Consider the following 16,167-nt stretch of genomic DNA (forward strand, 5'->3'; position numbering starts at 1 on the left):
GCCGTCGGGCCTGCTCTGAGGAGCCGCACGCAGCCACCAGGGCTGCCGCGGCCTACGAGGCCTCGGCGGGCTCTTCCGTGCTCGGCACCGCACCGTCCGGGTGCACCACGAGCGACAGGACGTAGTCCGCGAGCGCGTGGAAGCTGCGGATCGTGGCCTCGTCGTCCTGCTGGACGAGCCACGCGATCTCGATCCCGTCGATGTACCCCGCGACGATGCGCGCGAGGAACGGCGTGTCCATCGAGTACGTGATGCCCGCGATCTCCGAGAGCTGGTCCAGGATGCCCTGCGTCATGGCCCACGTCTGCTCGAGGTGCGCCCGCGCGACCGGGCGCAGCGCACGGTTGCGCGAGCCCGCGGTCGCGAACTCGAACGTCAGCAGCCGCATGTGGCGGCGCGGGGTGAGGCCCTGCCACAACCCGTCGGCGGCCGCGTGCGCGATCGTGTAGAGGTCCTGCGTGGGGTCCAGTGCCATGCGGACCGGGTCCGAGGCCACGAGCGCGACGCTGTGGCCCATGGCCCGGAGCATCGCGTCCTTGTCCTCGAAGCAGTAGTGGACCGTCCCGAGCGAGATCCCGGCCTCGGCCGCGACCCCGCGCACCGTGACGGCCTCCACCCCTTCGCGGATGGCGATCGACATCGCTGCGTCGACGATCTGTGCGCGGCGCTCCTCGATGGACATGCGGCTCATCGTCGAACTCCTTCGTGACCGTCCTCGGTGGGTGCGCACGAACGTCGCCCGCTGTTGTCCACCATGCCTTCAATGTCGCATATTCGCATGTGGGAGCCGTGCGAGCAGGCCGAGCCACGACCTGGACGTGGCAGGCTGGGAGGGTCGGCTCCCGTCGGAGCCCGTCCCGGCCCGAAAGGACACCTGTGGCACGCTCGCACCGCCCGCTCTCCCTCGTCGCCGCCTGCGCGCTGCTCGTGCCCCTGCTCGCGGGCTGCGGCGGCGCCACGCAGGAGGCGCCGCCGCCCGCGGCGACCTCGCAGTCCGCCGAGATCACCGACGACGGCGTCTCGGTCACGCTGACCGTCCCCGCGGGCTGGGACCGTGCGGGGCAGGACGCGCCCCTCGTCGTCCGCACGGAGAAGCCGTTCGGCGACCCGGGCTTCACGGCCAACGTGGTCGTCACGACCGAGCCTCCCGGCGGGTCGACGCTCGCCGAGCAGACCGCCGCGGCTGCCGACTACCTGGCAGAGACCGCGGACTGGACCGTCGACCCGACGCAGCCGGGCCCGATCGAGCTCGCCGGGCTCCCCGCCCACCGGTTCGGGGGCACCCGCACGGTCGACGGCGTCGAGGTCTCCCAGGTCGAGACGATCGTCGAGGTCGCGACCTCGACGGGGACCGCGTTCGTGTTCGTCACGGAGTCGTTCGCGACGCAGGACGCCGACGGCGCCGCGCAGGCCCGCGCGGTGACCGACAGCCTGGTCGTGACGCCCGTCGGGTGACGGCAGGTCGCACCTACGCCCCGAGGGCTCCGAGGGCTCCGAGCGGTGAGGTCGACTCTCGCGGGACCAGGCGGCACGGGAGCTTCTCGACCCCTGACGCCCGCTGGCCGTCGATCGCGGCGAACAGGCGTTGCGCGGCGTAGCGCCCCAGGACCTCGAGGTTGTTGTCGACGCTCGTGAGCTCGGGTCGCGCGCCGAGCGCGAACTGCTCCCAGTTGTCGAACCCGATGACCGAGACGTCGCCCGGAACGTCCCGGCCGAGCTCACGGAGAGTCTCCAGCACGCCCCGGGCGATCTGGTCGCTCGCGGCGAAGATCGCGTCGATCGACGGGTCCTTGGCCAGGAGCATGGCGGTGGCGCTCCGTCCCCATCTCTCCGACCACTCCCCGAACAGCACGCCGTCCCCCGCGAGCTCGAGCCCCGCTGCCGAGAGTGCCGCGGCCGTGCCGGCGGCGCGGTCCTGGGCTGCCGCGTACGTGGGGTCTCCCGAGACGTGCGCGATGCGCCGGCGCCCGCACGCGATGAGGTGCTCGACGGCGACCCGCCCGCCCGCGACGTTGTCGGGGACGATCGAGAGGTCCGCGTCGTCCTGGGACGGCGCGTAGGCGTAGACCACGGGCACGGGGAGCCGCTGGCCCAGCGACTGACGCGGGTCCGTCTGGCGCCCGACGACGATCAGACCGTCGACGCGGCGTGAGAGCAGCGCCTGGAGGTGGTACTGCTCGCGGATCGAGTCGCCTCGTGCGTCGCACAGGAAGACCGAGACGCGGCCCGCCCCGAACGCGTCCTCGGCGCCCATGAGGATGGGGATGACGAAGCGTCCCTCGAGGTCGCTCGTGAGCAGGCCGACCGTGCCGGTCCGCCCCGCGAGCAACCCACGGGCGAGCGCGTTGGGCTGGAACGACAAGCGCTCGGCCGCCTCCATGACCCGCGTCCTGGTCTCGGCCTTGACCTGGTCACGCCCGTTGAGCGCCTTGGAGGCCGTGGCCACCGAGACGCCAGCGAGCCGGGCGACGTCGGTCAGCGTGACAGAGCGCTTGGCCCGGTCGACCGGCGGGGATCCCCCTTCGTCCTCGCGCACCATCGTCCTGCTCCCTCGAGATGTTCCGGGCCCCTGGTGGGTCCGGAGGTCGTGACGAAACTGTAACCCCCTCAGCGGGTTGACGGCTCCCCCACTCCGCAATAGTCTCAGAAAACCTTTTCGGCGACTTTCGCAAGAGGCTATGTGAGCGCTAACCTGCTCCTATCGGCCTCAACGTGCGGATAGATCTCGTCGTGGAGGCAGGGCCGTCACGGTCGCCAGATGTCCGTGACGTGCTTCCGAAACGGTTTCGTCGCCGTGCGCAGGACCCCTGGACGTGCAGAGCAGCACCCGAACACCCCCCGCACCACCCTCAACGAAGAGAGCTTGGAGGCTCGAATGAGCACCACACGGAAGTCGATCCGCGCAGTCCGCCCGTTGGCGGCCCTCCTCACGGTCGGCATGCTGGCCACGAGCCTGGCGGCGTGCTCGCCCGCCGACGACACCGACAGCGGGTCGGGCGGCGACACCGCCGCGAGCGACTCGCCCGAGGGGGTCGACGACGGCACGCAGCTCACGCTGTGGACGCGCGCCCCGATGGAGAAGCAGGCCACCCTGCTGGTCGACGCGTACAACGCGAGCCACGAGAACCAGGTCTCCCTGACCATCACGCCCAACGACGACTACGTCGCGAAGGTCGGCGCGGCGGCCGGCAGCGGGAGCCTCCCGGACCTCTTCGCCGCGGACATCGTCTACGTCCCGAACTGGACCTCCCAGGGCCTGTTCACCGACATCACCGACCGGATCGACGGGCTCCCCTACGCCGACGAGCTCGCGCAGGGCCACATCGACGCCGGGACGTACGAGGACCAGGAGTACGTCCTGCCGTTCGTCCTCGACCTCTCGGTCATGTTCTACAACAAGGACCTCTACCGCGAGGCCGGGCTCGACCCCGAGAAGCCGCCGACGACGCTCAAGGAGTACGGCGAGCACGCCAAGGCCATCAGCGCGCTGGGCAAGGACGGCGTGTCCGGCACGTACTTCGGCGGCAACTGCGGCGGTTGCACGCTCTTCACCTGGTTCCCGTCGGTCTGGGCCGGCGGCGACCAGGTCCTGAGCGCCGACGGCACCGAGTCCCTGCTCGCGAGCGACACGGCCAAGGACGTCTACGCGGTCTACAAGGACATGGTCGACTCGGGTGCGATCGGCACCGGCACCAAGGACGAGACCGGCGCGACGTGGACCGGCCCGTTCCAGGAGGGCAAGGTCGGCGTGATGCCGTACCCCGCGACCCTGCTGTCGACCGCGGCCGAGACGGTCGACGTCGGCGTCGCCCCGATCCCCGGGCCCGACGGCGGAGAGTCCACGTTCGTGGGCGGTGACGGCATCGGGATCTCCAAGGACTCGAAGAACGAGGCGGCCGCCTGGAACTTCCTCTCGTGGCTCACGAGCGAGGACGCGCAGGTCGAGGTCCTGGCCAAGAACAACGACGTCGTGTCCCGCGCAGACCTGGCCGACAACAAGTACGCGGCCGTCGACCCGCGCCTCGTGACGATCAACGAGGTCGCGGCCAAGGGCAGCACGCCCGTCGCGATCAACTTCCAGCAGGCGTTCAACGCTCCCGACAGCCCGTGGCTGACGCTCGTCCGTGGAGCGGTGTTCGGCGACGCGAAGAACATCGACGCCGACAACGACGAGATCACGGCCGTCCTCGACCAGTAACAACGCTCCGTCCGCCGAGGACGAGCACCGTGGTGGGTGCGCACCGTCGCACCCACCACGGTCCACCCGAGTCAGAGAGGACTCCCGTGACCACGCACACCACGGCCCCCGTGAGCACCCCGAGGCCCGCGGCCCGCCCTGCCGGGCGCCGCCGCAAGCGCAGCGCCCTGCGCGGCCGGGGAGCCCAGGGATGGCTCTACGCGATGCCCACCGCCGTCTTCGTCGGGCTCTTCTTCATCGTCCCGATCCTCCTGGTCGTGCAGATGTCGGTCTCCGACTGGCCCCTGCTCGCGGGCAACCGCGGCCCCAACTTCCCCGAGAACTTCCAGGACGTCGTCGCCAACAAGTACTTCTGGCCCTCGATCGTCTTCACGCTGAAGTACACGGTGATCGCGACGGTCCTCCTCCTGGGCCTCGGGCTCGGGATGGCGCTGCTGGTCCAGGAGAGCACGCGGTGGAAGGGGTTCCTGCGCACCGCGTTCCTCGTCCCCAGCGCGCTCGGCCTGGCCTCCGCCTCGCTCCTGTTCTACGCGCTCTACTCCCCCCAGTCCGGCCCGATCAGCCCCTTCCTCGAGAAGCTCGGACTGGTCGACGAGCCCATCTCCTTCCTCGGCACGCCCACGGCGGCCCTGTGGTCGACCGTCTTCCTCATCGTGTGGCGCTTCGCGGGCTTCTACATGCTCCTGCTCCTGGTGGGCCTGCAGAACATCCCCGGCGAGGTGTACGAGGCGGCACGCATCGACGGCGCCAAGCCGTTCCAGATCTTCCGGAGCATCACCCTGCCGCTCCTGCGCCCCTCGCTCATGCTCTGCACGATCATGTGCGTCACGGGCTCGCTGCTCGCGTTCGACCAGTTCTACATCCTGACCAAGGGCGGCCCGGACAACAGCACCATCACGGTCGTCCAGCTCATCTACAACATGGCGTTCCAGGGCCAGAACGACCTGGGCCGTGCTGCCGCCCTGTCGATCCTCGTGCTCCTGGCCCTGATCGTCATCAACGCCCTGCAGTTCCGCGGCATGCGCCAGACGGACGAGAAGTGAGGACCCCGGACATGCCCACCACGACCGAGACCCCGTCCGCTCCCGTCCCCCCGTCCGCGACCGCCACGCCACCTGCGGCGGCACGGCGACGACGACGGGTCGGGCGCGCAGCCCCGACCACGACGCTCGGGGGCCTCGCCCTGCGTACGCCGTACTACGTCTTCACGGGCGGCCTCGCCCTGATCTTCCTCTTCCCGCTCATCTGGGCCGGCGTCGCCTCGGTCTCGCCGCAGGCAGGCAGCGCGCAGACCGACGGCTGGGGGTTCGGGAACTACGTGACCCTCGCGGGCTACCAGGCCGGGATCGGGCAGTACCTCCTGAACTCGGTCGTGGTCTCCGGGCTGACCGTGCTGTTCACCCTGGTGACCTCGCTCCTCGGCGGCTACGCGTTCGCCCGCTTCACGTTCCCCGGCAAGAACATCCTCTTCATGCTGACGCTCGGGATCCTGATGGTGCCCTACGCGACCCTGCTGATCCCGCTCTACGTCCTCCTGAACGCCCTGCACCTGCAGAACTCGCTCCTCGGGCTCGCGCTGGTCCTGACGATGTTCCAGCTCCCGTTCGCGACCTTCATGATGCGGATCTCGTTCGAGTCCGTCCCCACCGAGATGGAGGAGGCGGCCCTCGTCGACGGGTGCACGTCGTTCGGAGCCCTGCGGCGGGTGCTGCTGCCCGCGGTCAAGCCCGGGCTCATCACGGTCGGCCTCTTCGCGTTCCTCGCGGCCTGGAACGACTTCATCGCGCCGCTGATCCTCATCTCCGACTCGTCCAAGCTCCCGCTCCCGCTGGCCGTGGCCAACATGCGCCAGCAGATCATGGGCATCGTCGACTACGGGGCCACCGAGGCGGGCGTGGTCGTCCTGGCCCTGCCGTGCGTCGTCCTCTTCCTGCTGCTGCAGCGGCACTACGTCCAGGGCTTCATGTCGGGCGCGCTCAAGGGCTGACCTCCGGGTCGCCCGCACAGTCCCGCCCCACCCATCACCTCGCCCATCCTCGTGGGCATCGACCTCACCGGAGGAATTCCGTGACCACCACCACCAGCCGGTCGACCGGCGGCCGACCGGTCGTCCCCAGCTCGTCGGTCCTGCGTCCGCTCGGGCTCGACGAAGTCCGGATCACGGGCGGCTTCTGGGCCGCCCGCCAGGAGACGAACCGCGCAGCCACGCTGGCCCACATCGAGCACTGGCTCGAGAAGGAGGGGTGGCTGGGCAACTTCGACGCCGCGGTCGAGGGTCGCCTCCCCGCGGCCCGCCGCGGGCGCGAGTTCTCCGACTCCGAGGTCTACAAGCTCCTCGAGGCCATGGCCTGGGAGCTGGGCAGGAGGCCCGACGACGAGCTCGACGCCCGCTTCGACGCGATCGTCCAGCGCGTGGCGGCCGTGCAGGAGCCCGACGGCTACCTGTCCACGATGTTCGGACGGCCGGGCCAGGGGGACCGCTACTCGGACCTCGAGTGGGGGCACGAGCTGTACTGCTACGGCCACCTGATCCAGGCCGCGGTGGCCCGTGCCCGCACGGGCGGCGACCAGCTCCTGGTCGACGTGGCCCGGCGGGCCGCCGACCACGTGTGCGCGACCTTCGGGCCCGACGGCCGCCAGGGGATCTGCGGGCACGCCGAGATCGAGGTCGCGCTCGCCGAGCTGTCCCGGGTCACGGGCGAGCGTCGCTACCTCGACCAGGCGGCCCTGTTCGTCGAGCGGCACGGGCACGGCACGCTGCGCGACATCGAGTTCGGTCGGTCCTACTTCCAGGACGACCAGCCGGTCCGCGAGGCGACCGTCTTCCGGGGGCACGCGGTGCGTGCCAACTACCTCGCGGCGGGTGCTCTCGACGTCGCCGCGGACACAGGCGACCGCGACCTCCTGCACGCGGTCGCGACCCAGTGGGAGAACACCGTCGCCCGGCGCACCTACCTCACGGGCGGGCAGGGCTCGCACCACCAGGACGAGGCCTTCGGGGAGGACTTCGTCCTGCCCCCCGACCGGGCGTACGCGGAGACCTGCGCCGGGATCGGCTCGATCATGACGAGCTGGCGCCTGCTGCTCGCCACGGGCGAGAGCCGCTACGCCGACCTGGTCGAGCGGACGCTCTTCAACGTCGTCGCGACGTCGCCGGCGCACGACGGCACGTCGTTCTACTACACGAACACCCTGCACCAGCGGGTCCCGGGAGCCGTCGCACCCGCGGACGTCGCGAGCGCACGCGCCTCGTCCTCCCTCCGGGCCCCCTGGTTCGAGGTCTCGTGCTGCCCGCCCAACGTCGCGCGCACGTTCGCGAGCCTCGCCGCGTACTTCGTGACGGTCGACGAGGACGGCCTCCAGGTGCACCAGTACGCCGACGCGGAGATCCGTACGGCGCTGCCGGACGGCACGCCTGTCGAGGTCGACGTGCACACCGACTTCCCCGACTCGGGGGTCGTGACCTTCCGCGTGCTGCGGGACACGGGCCGCGACTGGTCCTTGCGGGTGCGGGTGCCCGCATGGTCGGCCTCGGCCCGCCTGTCCTCGGGCGGTGAGACCTGGAGCGTCGAGCCGGGCACCGCAGAGGTCCGGCGGACCTTCCGCGCGGGCGACGAGGTGCGCCTCGAGCTCGACGTGTCGCCACGCGTCGTGACGGCCGACGACAGGATCGACGCCGTGCGGGGCTGCGTCGCGGTCGAGCGCGGGCCCGAGGTGCTGTGCGCCGAGTCGCTCGACCAGACGGTCGACGACGTCGCCGAGCTCGTGGTCGACGCCTCCGTGCCGCTGCGCGAGGAGGACGGCGTCGTCGTCGCGACCGGGCGGAGGGCTGCGTCGACGGACCGTGCGTGGCCCTACCCGGAGAACGCGAGCGTCGGGCCGGAGGACCAGGGCGACCGCACGGGTCCGGCCGGCGAGCCGCTCGACGTCGTCCTGACGCCGTACCACGACTGGGCGAACCGCGGGCCGTCGACCATGCGCATCTGGCTGCCGACGGCCTGACCCGACCCGTCCTGGGGTGCTCGGGCGGGGACCGGGGGTCCTGGCCCCGGACCGCCCGAGCACCCCAGGACGTCCCTCTCGAGCCGGTCGGTGCGGCTAGCCGTCGACGCGGACCACGAGCGCGGTCGCGAGCGCGGCCACGCCCTCGCCGCGGCCCGTGAGCCCCAGCCCGTCGGTGGTGGTCGCGGTGAGCGTCACGGACGCCCCGGCGGCGGCGCTCAGCGCAGCCTCCCCCTCCGCTCTGCGGGGCCCGAGGCGGGGACGGTTCCCGATGACCTGGACCGCGACGTTCCCGATCTCGAAGCCCGCGGCGCGGACCCGGCGCGCGGCCTCGGCGAGCAGCGACGCCCCGCTCGCCCCGGCCCACTCGGGCGCGCTCGTCCCGAAGTTCGACCCGAGGTCGCCCAGCCCGGACGCGGAGAAGAGCGCGTCAGCGGCAGCGTGCGCCGCGACGTCGGCGTCGGAGTGCCCGGCCAGCCCCCGCTCGCCCGGCCAGTGCAGCCCAGCGAGCCACAGGTCGCGTTCCTGCCCCTCGGGCGCGAACGCGTGCACGTCGGTCCCGATCCCGGTGCGGGGCAGGTTCGTCGGACGTCCTCCGTGTGCACTCATCGGGCGTCCTCGGTGAGCAGCTTCTCGATGTAGTAGAAGTCCCGCGCGGTCGTCACCTTCATCGCGAGCTCGTGACCGGGCACCACGAAGACCTCCTCGCCCAGCGCCTCGACCAGGCTCGCGTCGTCGGTCGCCGCGGTCGCCTCGGTCCGGGCCCGGGCGGCCCCGGCCACGTGCGCGCGCACGAGCAGCGCCCGGTCGAACGCCTGGGGCGTCTGCACGGCCCGCAGCAGGGTGCGTTCCGGGGTCGAGGCCACCCGGTCGACGCCGTCCGGGAGACCGTGCTGCGGGTCGCGCGGTGCGACGACCTTGATCGTGTCGACGACCGGCACCCCCGGGATGACCGCCTGGTGGCCTTCGCGCACGGTCTCGACGATGCGTCGGATCATGGCGGCCGGGGCGAGAGGGCGGGCCGCGTCGTGCACGACGACCACGTCGACGTCCGCACGCGCGCGGGAGAGCCCGGCGGCCACGGACGACTGGCGCGTGGCTCCACCCGCGACGACGACGACGGGCACGCTCACGTGCGGGTCGTGCTCGAGCACGTCCGACATCGCGGACACGAGCCCGTTCGGGGCCGTGACGACCAGCGCGTCGACCACACCCGACGCGGTGAGGCGGCGCGCGGCGTGCAGCACGAGGGGCAGTCCACGGAGCGGGACCAGGGCTTTGGGGAGATCGAAACCGAGGCGCGTGCCGGAGCCGGCGGCGGTCAGGATGGCGAGGGTCGTCACGATGTCACGGTAGACGATCTCGGCTCGTGGACCGTCGTCGGCCCGCGGCCGAGACGATCGGTCGGGTCAGGAAGCCCTGCAGGGTGCGCCGTCGTCGGGAGCCCAGCGAGGCCGGGGGCCCACAGACGACGACGCACGGGCTGCCAGCAGCCCGTGCGTCGTCGGTGGTACGTGGTGAGTTCGCGGCTCAGGAAGCCAGGACCTCGTCGAGGATGGCCTCGGCCTTGTCCTCCTCGGTGTGCTCGGCCAGGGCAAGCTCCGAGACCAGGATCTGTCGAGCCTTCGCGAGCATGCGCTTCTCCCCGGCCGAGAGGCCGCGGTCTGCGTCACGACGCGACAGGTCGCGGACGACCTCTGCCACCTTGATCACGTCGCCCGAGGCCAGCTTCTCGAGGTTGGCCTTGTAGCGGCGCGACCAGTTGGTCGGCTCTTCCGTGTATGGTGCGCGAAGAACCTCGAAGACCTTGTCGAGACCTTCCTGGCCGACGACGTCGCGGACGCCCACCAGGTCGACGTTGTCCGCCGGGACCTCGATCGTCAGATCGCCCTGAGCCACCTTCAGCTTCAGGTAGATCTTGTCCTCCCCGCGGATGGTGCGGGTCTTGATCTCTTCGATCTTTGCGGCACCGTGATGTGGGTAGACAACGGTCTCGCCTACTGTGAACGTCATCTGCAGATGTCCCCTTTCGCGGAGGTCGATCTTACCACGGGGGCCCCTGCGATTCCGAGCCCTCGCCTCGCTCGCGGCCCGCGAGAGCCCCGTGATTCCGCTGCTCACGCCCGCCGCACCCTGGCGATCGATGCCGTTCACGAGCGGTTCACGCGTCCCGTGAGCCCCTGGGGCGCACGTCTCCGCAGCGCGGGAGACGCCCGAGGCCACCCCCTGCGCAGCGACCGGGCGCCCGCGGGCATGCCCCCTCGTACCGTCCCCCGCGCTGCCCGAGCAGTGCGTCCGCCGGAGCGACTAGGCTGTGGTCATGTGCGCCCGGGCGCCGAGCACCGGCCCCACCCGTCGCACACCGAGACTGCCCGCAGCACATTGGAGCGCACGTGACCAGCACCCCGTCCCGCTTGACCACGCCTCGGCGATCGCTCGTGCTCGCGATCCCCGCGATCGTGGCGGGCGTCCTCGCCGTGTCGGCCTGCTCGCCCATCACGACGGACATCGCCTACTCGCCGTCCGACGGCGTCCGCATCAACCTCACCGACGAGGTGCGCGGGCTCAACCTGCTCATCATCTCGGCCGCAGAGGGCGAGCCCGGCACGCTGCTGGGCGGCATGGCCAACGACTCCGACGAGCCCGTCGAGATCACGGTCGCCCCTGAGGGGACCGACCCGATCGACGTGCCCCTCGAGGCCGGCGAGACGGTCTACCTGGGCGTCGACAACGGCTTCGAGGCGCAGTTCGGCAACATCGACGTGCCGCCTGGCGGCACCATCTCGGTGACCCTGACGTCGAGCACGGGCGAGACCCAGACCGCCGAGGTCCCGGTCCTGAACGGTCTCCTGCCGGAGTACGAGGACTACCTGCCCTGATCCGCGGCTGACGGCCCGGCCTCCGCACGACGGGCGGGTCCGGTGCCCGTCCGCGCGACGAGCGGTGCATGACGGCGAGGCGCCCCCAGGAGGGGTGCCTCGCCGTCATGCTTCCCTCCTGGGACGAACCGGAGAAATCACCCTGACGCGTGTCGGCGGCTCCCGATAGCATCCCGCCATCGGGATCGGCCGTCGTGGCCTCCCCCTTCGTAGAAACGGCACGCCCGTGGCTCTTGCCCACCTCCGCCCCGCCCGCTCCCTCGCGGTCGGCGCAGTCCTCCTCACGTCGAGTCTCCTCGTCTCCGGCTGCAGCGCGATCCTCGGCCCGCAAGAGGCCCAGCGCGACGAGCCAGGAGGCGAGGTCACCGCGGCCTCCGACGCGGACGTGTTCTCGCTCCAGCTCGGCGACTGCGGCAACCAGCCGGTCGCGGACGAGGAGTCGTTCGAGGTCACGTCCATGCCCGTCGTGCCGTGCACCGACCCGCACACGGACGAGCTCTACGCCGAGAAGGAGCTCGCAGCCGGGGACTACCCCGGCGAGGAGGCGATACTTGCGCAGACCGAGGAGTTCTGCCTCGCCGAGTTCGAGGGCTTCGTCGGACTGAGCTACGAGGAGTCCTCGCTCGACATCTGGCACATGTACCCGCTCCAGGGCGGATGGGAGACCCAGGACGACCGCGTGATCCAGTGCGTCATCACCGCAGGCACCGAGCCGACGACCGGAAGTCTCAAGGGCTCCGCGATCTGATCCCTGCCCCACGTGCACGACGGCGAGGCTCACCCAGGAGGGGAGCCTCGCCGTCGTGCATCTCGCCCGGGGTGCCCCCCGCGGACCTCAGGAGGCCGTGCCCCTGACACCTCGCGCCGGGGCCGCACCGATCACCCGAAGCGACCCGAGATGTAGTCCTCGGTCGCCTGCACCGACGGCGAGGAGAACATCGTCGCCGTGTCGCCCATCTCGACGAGCTTGCCCGGCTTGCCCGTGCCCGCGATGTTGAAGAACGCCGTGCGGTCGCTCACGCGGGCCGCCTGCTGCATGTTGTGCGTGACGATCACGATCGTGTAGTCGTCCTTGAGCTCGGACATGAGGTCCTCGATCGCGAGCGTCGAGATCGGGTCGAGCGCCGAGCACGGCTCGTCCATGAGGAGCACCTGCGGGCGCACCGCGATCGCACGGGCGATGCACAGGCGCTGCTGCTGGCCGCCGGACAGCCCGGAGCCCGGGCGGTCGAGACGGTCCTTGACCTCGTTCCAGAGGTTCGCGCCCTGCAACGAGGACTCGACCAGGTCGTTCGCGTCCGACTTGGAGATGCGCTTGTTGTTGAGCTTGACCCCCGCCAGGACGTTCTCCTTGATCGACATCGTCGGGAACGGGTTGGGGCGCTGGAAGACCATCCCGACCTGGCGACGCACCGCGACCGGGTCGACGTCGGGCGCGTAGAGGTCCTGGCCGTCCATGACGGCCTTGCCCTCGACGTGCGCACCCGGGATGACCTCGTGCATGCGGTTCAGCGTCCGCAGGAACGTCGACTTCCCGCAGCCCGAGGGGCCGATCAGGGCCGTGACCGAGCGCGGCTCGATCGCCATGGTCACGCCCTCCACGGCGAGGAAGTCCCCGTAGTAGACGTTGAGGTCCGAGACGTCGATTCGCTTGGACATGATGTGCTTCCTTCCGGTGGCCGGTCGCGCGAGGTGCGCGGTCCGGCTCGACTGCTGGGCTCGGCTCAGCGAGCGGTCTTGGGCGAGAACAGGCGGCTGATGAGGCGCGCGATCAGGTTGAGCAGCATGACGATCAGGATCAGGGTCAGGGCCGCGGCCCAGGCCCGGTCGATCCCCACGCCGCCCTGCTCGTACTGGCGGTAGGCGAAGACCGGGAGGGTCGCCATGCGACCGTCGAAGAGGTCCCAGTTGACCTGCGTGATGAGACCGACCGTGAGGAGCAGGGGGGCCGTCTCCCCGATGACCCGGGCGATCGAGAGCATGACGCCCGTGACGATGCCCGCGATCGAGGTCCGCAGGACGACCTTGACGATCGTGAGCCACTTGGGCACGCCCAGCGCGAGCGAGGCCTCGCGCAGCTCGTTGGGGACCAGGCGCAGCATCTCCTCGACCGACCGGATGACGACCGGGGTCATGAGGAGCGACAGCGCGACCGCCCCCATGATCCCCGCGCGGTACGCGGGGCCGAAGATCAGCGTGAAGAGCGAGAACGCGAACAGACCCGCGACGATCGAGGGGATGCCGGTCATGACGTCCACGAGGAACGTGATCCAGCGGGCCAGGGCGCCGCGCCCGTACTCGACGAGGTAGATCGCCGTGAGCAGGCCGATCGGGACGGAGATGACCGTCGCCGCGCCCGTGATGAGGAGCGTGCCGACGATCGCGTGCCAGATCCCGCCGCTCGTCATGTCGCCGTAGACGCCGACCATGTCGGTCGACAGGAACGTCGCCCCGAAGAGCTTCGCGCCGCGCGTGACCACGATCCACAGGAGCGAGACGAGCGGGATCAGCGCGAGCAGGAACGCGAAGGTCACGAGCGTGGTCGCGAGGCGGTCGGTGGCCCAGCGGGCGCCCTCGACGACGCGCGAGGTGATTGTGAGGCCCAGGGCGTAGAGCACGGCGCCCAGCCCCAGGACGCCCGCGATCGTGGGGGTGCCCGTGATCGCGAGGATGCCGAGAGCGACGAGCACGCCGCCCGCGGCGAAGGCCCACGGCGCCCAGCGCGGCAGACGCTTCTGCGTCGCGACGAGCTGGAGGGTGCCCGAGCCGTCGGGGACGCCGGGCGTGGCGGGGGTGAGGTCGGTGACCGTCATCAGTTCGCTCCCGAGAATTCCTTGCGGCGCGCGATGATCCAGCGCGCGATCATGTTGACGACGAACGTGATGACGAACAGCGCGAGACCCGTCGCGATGAGGGTGCTCACCGCGAGGCCGCTCGCCTCAGGGAACTTCGAGGCGATGTTCGCGGCGATCGTCTGCTGCTGTCCCGGCTTGAGGAGGAACAGCGAGTAGAGGAACCCGGGCGAGATGACCATGAGCACGGCCATGGTCTCGCCGAGCGCGCGGCCGAGGCCCAGCATCGAGGCGCTGATCACGCCCGAGCGACCGAACGGCAGGACCGCCATGCGGACCATCTCCCAGCGCGTCGCCCCGAGGGCCAGGGAGGCCTCCTCGTGGAGCACCGGGGTCTGGAGGAACACCTCGCGCGAGACCGCCGTGATGATCGGCAGGATCATGACCGCGAGGACGATCGAGGCCGACATGATGTTCTTGGCCGGGGCCTGGTATCCCGCGAACAGCGGGATGAAGCCCAGGGTCCCGCTCAGCCACGTGAAGAACGGGTTGAGGATCGGGAGCAGCCACAGGGCGCCCCACAGGCCGTACACGACGCTCGGGATGGCCGCGAGGAGGTCGATCAGGTAGCCGAGCCCCTGCGCCAGGCGCCGGGGCGCGTAGTGCGAGATGAAGAGCGCGATGCCCACCGAGACCGGGACCGCGATCGCGAGCGCGAGGATCGAGGCGAGCAGCGTCCCGAACACGAGCGGACCGACGTACGCGAGCAGCGAGTCCGCCTTGAACCAGGAGATCTCCTGGAGCTCCTCGGGGCTGGCAGTCAGCGCGGGCCACGCCTCGATGACGAGGAACACGGCCACCGCGGCGAGGACCACGAGGATGAGGATCCCGGCGCCGGTCGACAGGCCGGCGAAGACCCGGCCGGCCAGGCCGCCCTTGGTCGCGGGGACCTGGGGCTCGGACCCGAGCCCGGCTCGGGTGGAGGGAGGAGAGGTGACGGCCACTGATGCTCCGATGACTGAGGTGCGGCGGTGGTAGGACGACGATCCGGGGGTCACGCGCCCGTGGCGGGCCGCGCCGGGCTGACAGCCTCGACGCGACCCGCCCCTGGGTGTACGACCGTGTGCAGCTCTTCGATCAGCTCTTGACGGTGATCGAGTCGAGCGCTGCCTGGACCTCGGTGCGCAGCGCGCTCGAGATCGGGGCGGAGCCGGCGACGGAGGCCTCGGCAGCGCGCGCCTGGCCCTCCTCGCTGGCGACGTAGGTCAGGTACGCCTTGACGTTCGCGGCGTCCTCGGCCTTGTCGTAGGTGTCGCACGCGATCGAGTAGGAGATGAGGACCAGCGGGTAGGCGCCGGCCTCGGTCGTGGTGCGGTCGATCTCGACGACGAGGCGCTTGTCGGTCGCGTCCGCTGCACGCGGCGAGGCGTCGACGACCTTGGCCGCGGCCTCGGGCGAGAACGGCACGTACTCCTCGCCGACCTTGATCGCGACCGTTCCCAGGTCACCGGCACGCGAGGCGTCGGCGTACCCGATGGCGCCCTCGGCACCCGTGACGGTGTCGACGACACCCTGCGTGCCCTGGCCCGACTGACCGCCGGACAGAGGCCAGTCGCCGCTGGCCTCGTGCGGCCACGCACCGTTCGAGGCGGCCGCGAGGTACTCGGTGAAGTTCTCCGTGGTGCCGGACTCGTCGGAACGGTTCACGGGGATGATCGCGGTCGCGGGGAGCTCGACGCCCTCGTTCTCCGCGGCGATCGCCGGGTCGTTCCAGGTGGTGATCTCGCGGTTGAAGATCTTCGCGAGCGTCTCGGCCGAGAGCTGGAGGTGCTCGGTGTCGACACCGGGCAGGTTGTAGATCACGGCGATGGGGCTGATGTAGAGCGGGACCTCGATCGCCTCGCCGCCGAAGCAGCGGTCGGTCGCGGTCGCGAGCTCGTCCTCCTTGAGGGCGGCGTCGGAACCGGCGAACTGCGTCGCGCCGGACAGGAACTGCTCGCGGCCTCCGCCGGAGCCGACCGCGTCGTAGCTGACGGTCACACCGGGGGCGATGTCGCCGAAGCCGGCGATCCAGCCGGCCACGGCCTTCTCCTGGGACGAGGCGCCGGCACCGGCGAGCGTGCCCGTGAGGTCCTCGGTCGAGCCGCTCGCTGCGCCATCAGTGGTGGCGTCGCCACCGGAGTCGGTGCTGTTCGAGCCGCACGCTGCCAACGTCAACGCGAGCATGCCGACGGCTGCTGCGGAACCTGCGCGGGTGAATCGGCTGAGCTTCACTCTCTTCTTCCATCCTGTTCAA

Annotated in this window: 16 protein-coding genes; 7 read left to right on the top strand and 9 right to left on the bottom strand. The window is 70.9% G+C overall.

All coding sequences use genetic code 11. From position 1 onward, the window contains the following. Nucleotides 1-52: 52 nt before the first annotated feature. Nucleotides 53-691 (bottom strand): TetR/AcrR family transcriptional regulator, encoded by a 639-nt coding sequence (locus ACIPWA_RS07315; protein ID WP_056760579.1) that lies wholly within the window; start codon nt 689-691, stop codon nt 53-55. 185 nt (nt 692-876) lie between these two features. Between ACIPWA_RS07315 and ACIPWA_RS07320 the strand changes: the two genes are divergently transcribed. Further along, nucleotides 877-1,455, top strand: a complete 579-nt coding sequence (locus tag ACIPWA_RS07320; protein ID WP_056645260.1) for a hypothetical protein — start codon at nt 877-879, stop codon at nt 1,453-1,455. Nucleotides 1,456-1,468: 13 nt separating this feature from the next. Here ACIPWA_RS07320 and ACIPWA_RS07325 read toward each other — a convergent pair whose 3' ends face one another. Beyond that, nucleotides 1,469-2,539: a LacI family DNA-binding transcriptional regulator gene (locus ACIPWA_RS07325; protein ID WP_068626843.1), complete on the bottom strand. Its 1,071-nt coding sequence runs from the start codon at nt 2,537-2,539 to the stop codon at nt 1,469-1,471. A gap of 336 nt (nt 2,540-2,875) precedes the next feature. Between ACIPWA_RS07325 and ACIPWA_RS07330 the strand changes: the two genes are divergently transcribed. From ACIPWA_RS07330 to ACIPWA_RS07345, 4 genes are all read left to right on the top strand, one after another. Continuing rightward, nucleotides 2,876-4,198 carry an ABC transporter substrate-binding protein gene (locus ACIPWA_RS07330; RefSeq protein WP_056645256.1) on the top strand — a complete coding sequence of 441 codons (1,323 nt, stop codon included), beginning with the start codon at nt 2,876-2,878 and terminating at the stop codon, nt 4,196-4,198. 86 nt (nt 4,199-4,284) lie between these two features. Further along, on the top strand, nt 4,285-5,241 hold the full coding sequence (locus tag ACIPWA_RS07335) for a carbohydrate ABC transporter permease (protein WP_235534067.1): 957 nt from the start codon (nt 4,285-4,287) through the stop codon (nt 5,239-5,241). 11 nt (nt 5,242-5,252) lie between these two features. Then, entirely contained in the window at nt 5,253-6,185 is a 933-nt protein-coding gene (locus ACIPWA_RS07340) for a carbohydrate ABC transporter permease (RefSeq protein WP_082608407.1), read from the top strand. Between the two features lie 80 nt (nt 6,186-6,265). After that, nucleotides 6,266-8,200: a glycoside hydrolase family 127 protein gene (locus ACIPWA_RS07345; protein WP_400289184.1), complete on the top strand. Its 1,935-nt coding sequence runs from the start codon at nt 6,266-6,268 to the stop codon at nt 8,198-8,200. Between the two features lie 96 nt (nt 8,201-8,296). On the opposite strand, the gene ispF is transcribed toward ACIPWA_RS07345, so the two are convergent. The 3 genes from ispF to ACIPWA_RS07360 form a co-directional block, all read right to left on the bottom strand. Further along, entirely contained in the window at nt 8,297-8,809 is a 513-nt protein-coding gene (gene ispF, locus ACIPWA_RS07350) for a 2-C-methyl-D-erythritol 2,4-cyclodiphosphate synthase (protein ID WP_056760584.1), read from the bottom strand. Continuing rightward, nucleotides 8,806-9,543 carry a 2-C-methyl-D-erythritol 4-phosphate cytidylyltransferase gene (gene ispD, locus ACIPWA_RS07355; protein ID WP_056645248.1) on the bottom strand — a complete coding sequence of 246 codons (738 nt, stop codon included), beginning with the start codon at nt 9,541-9,543 and terminating at the stop codon, nt 8,806-8,808. Before ispD ends, ispF begins: the two co-directional genes overlap by 4 nt. Before the next feature lie 187 nt (nt 9,544-9,730). After that, nucleotides 9,731-10,213, bottom strand: coding sequence for a CarD family transcriptional regulator (locus ACIPWA_RS07360; RefSeq protein WP_030144079.1), 483 nt, complete (start codon nt 10,211-10,213; stop codon nt 9,731-9,733). A 380-nt stretch (nt 10,214-10,593) separates the two neighbouring features. Between ACIPWA_RS07360 and ACIPWA_RS07365 the strand changes: the two genes are divergently transcribed. Together ACIPWA_RS07365 and ACIPWA_RS07370 are read left to right on the top strand one after the other, a co-directional pair. Next, nucleotides 10,594-11,079: a hypothetical protein gene (locus ACIPWA_RS07365; protein ID WP_400289187.1), complete on the top strand. Its 486-nt coding sequence runs from the start codon at nt 10,594-10,596 to the stop codon at nt 11,077-11,079. Between the two features lie 226 nt (nt 11,080-11,305). Further along, nucleotides 11,306-11,827: a hypothetical protein gene (locus ACIPWA_RS07370; RefSeq protein WP_400289189.1), complete on the top strand. Its 522-nt coding sequence runs from the start codon at nt 11,306-11,308 to the stop codon at nt 11,825-11,827. 131 nt (nt 11,828-11,958) lie between these two features. Here the strand turns inward: ACIPWA_RS07370 and pstB are convergent, their stop codons facing one another. From pstB to pstS, 4 genes are all read right to left on the bottom strand, one after another. After that, the gene (pstB, locus tag ACIPWA_RS07375) at nt 11,959-12,738 is read right to left on the bottom strand and encodes a phosphate ABC transporter ATP-binding protein PstB (RefSeq protein ID WP_056645242.1); all 780 of its coding nucleotides are present in this window, start codon (nt 12,736-12,738) and stop codon (nt 11,959-11,961) included. A 65-nt stretch (nt 12,739-12,803) separates the two neighbouring features. Then, nucleotides 12,804-13,892, bottom strand: coding sequence for a phosphate ABC transporter permease PstA (pstA, locus tag ACIPWA_RS07380; protein WP_056645240.1), 1,089 nt, complete (start codon nt 13,890-13,892; stop codon nt 12,804-12,806). Further along, the gene (pstC, locus tag ACIPWA_RS07385; protein ID WP_056645239.1) at nt 13,892-14,875 is read right to left on the bottom strand and encodes a phosphate ABC transporter permease subunit PstC; all 984 of its coding nucleotides are present in this window, start codon (nt 14,873-14,875) and stop codon (nt 13,892-13,894) included. The genes pstA and pstC overlap by 1 nt, the downstream gene beginning before the upstream one ends. 133 nt (nt 14,876-15,008) lie before the next feature. Continuing rightward, entirely contained in the window at nt 15,009-16,097 is a 1,089-nt protein-coding gene (gene pstS / locus ACIPWA_RS07390) for a phosphate ABC transporter substrate-binding protein PstS (protein WP_056761374.1), read from the bottom strand. Nucleotides 16,098-16,167: the final 70 nt, after the last annotated feature.

Origin of the sequence: Oerskovia enterophila (assembly GCF_044748475.1) — a bacterium.
GTDB classification, from domain to species: domain Bacteria; phylum Actinomycetota; class Actinomycetes; order Actinomycetales; family Cellulomonadaceae; genus Oerskovia; species Oerskovia enterophila.

Bases quoted from the DNA above. Each gene is read 5' to 3' on its own strand.
- ACIPWA_RS07360 (WP_030144079.1), bottom strand. From the start codon at position 10,213: ATGACGTTCACAGTAGGCGAGACCGTTGTCTACCCACATCACGGTGCC.
- ACIPWA_RS07330 (WP_056645256.1), top strand. From the start codon at position 2,876: ATGAGCACCACACGGAAGTCGATCCGCGCAGTCCGCCCGTTGGCGGCC.
- ACIPWA_RS07340 (WP_082608407.1), top strand. From the start codon at position 5,253: ATGCCCACCACGACCGAGACCCCGTCCGCTCCCGTCCCCCCGTCCGCG.
- pstA (WP_056645240.1), bottom strand. From the start codon at position 13,892: ATGACGGTCACCGACCTCACCCCCGCCACGCCCGGCGTCCCCGACGGC.
- pstB (WP_056645242.1), bottom strand. From the start codon at position 12,738: ATGTCCAAGCGAATCGACGTCTCGGACCTCAACGTCTACTACGGGGAC.
- pstS (WP_056761374.1), bottom strand. From the start codon at position 16,097: ATGCTCGCGTTGACGTTGGCAGCGTGCGGCTCGAACAGCACCGACTCC.
- ACIPWA_RS07315 (WP_056760579.1), bottom strand. From the start codon at position 691: ATGAGCCGCATGTCCATCGAGGAGCGCCGCGCACAGATCGTCGACGCA.
- ACIPWA_RS07325 (WP_068626843.1), bottom strand. From the start codon at position 2,539: ATGGTGCGCGAGGACGAAGGGGGATCCCCGCCGGTCGACCGGGCCAAG.
- ispF (WP_056760584.1), bottom strand. From the start codon at position 8,809: ATGAGTGCACACGGAGGACGTCCGACGAACCTGCCCCGCACCGGGATC.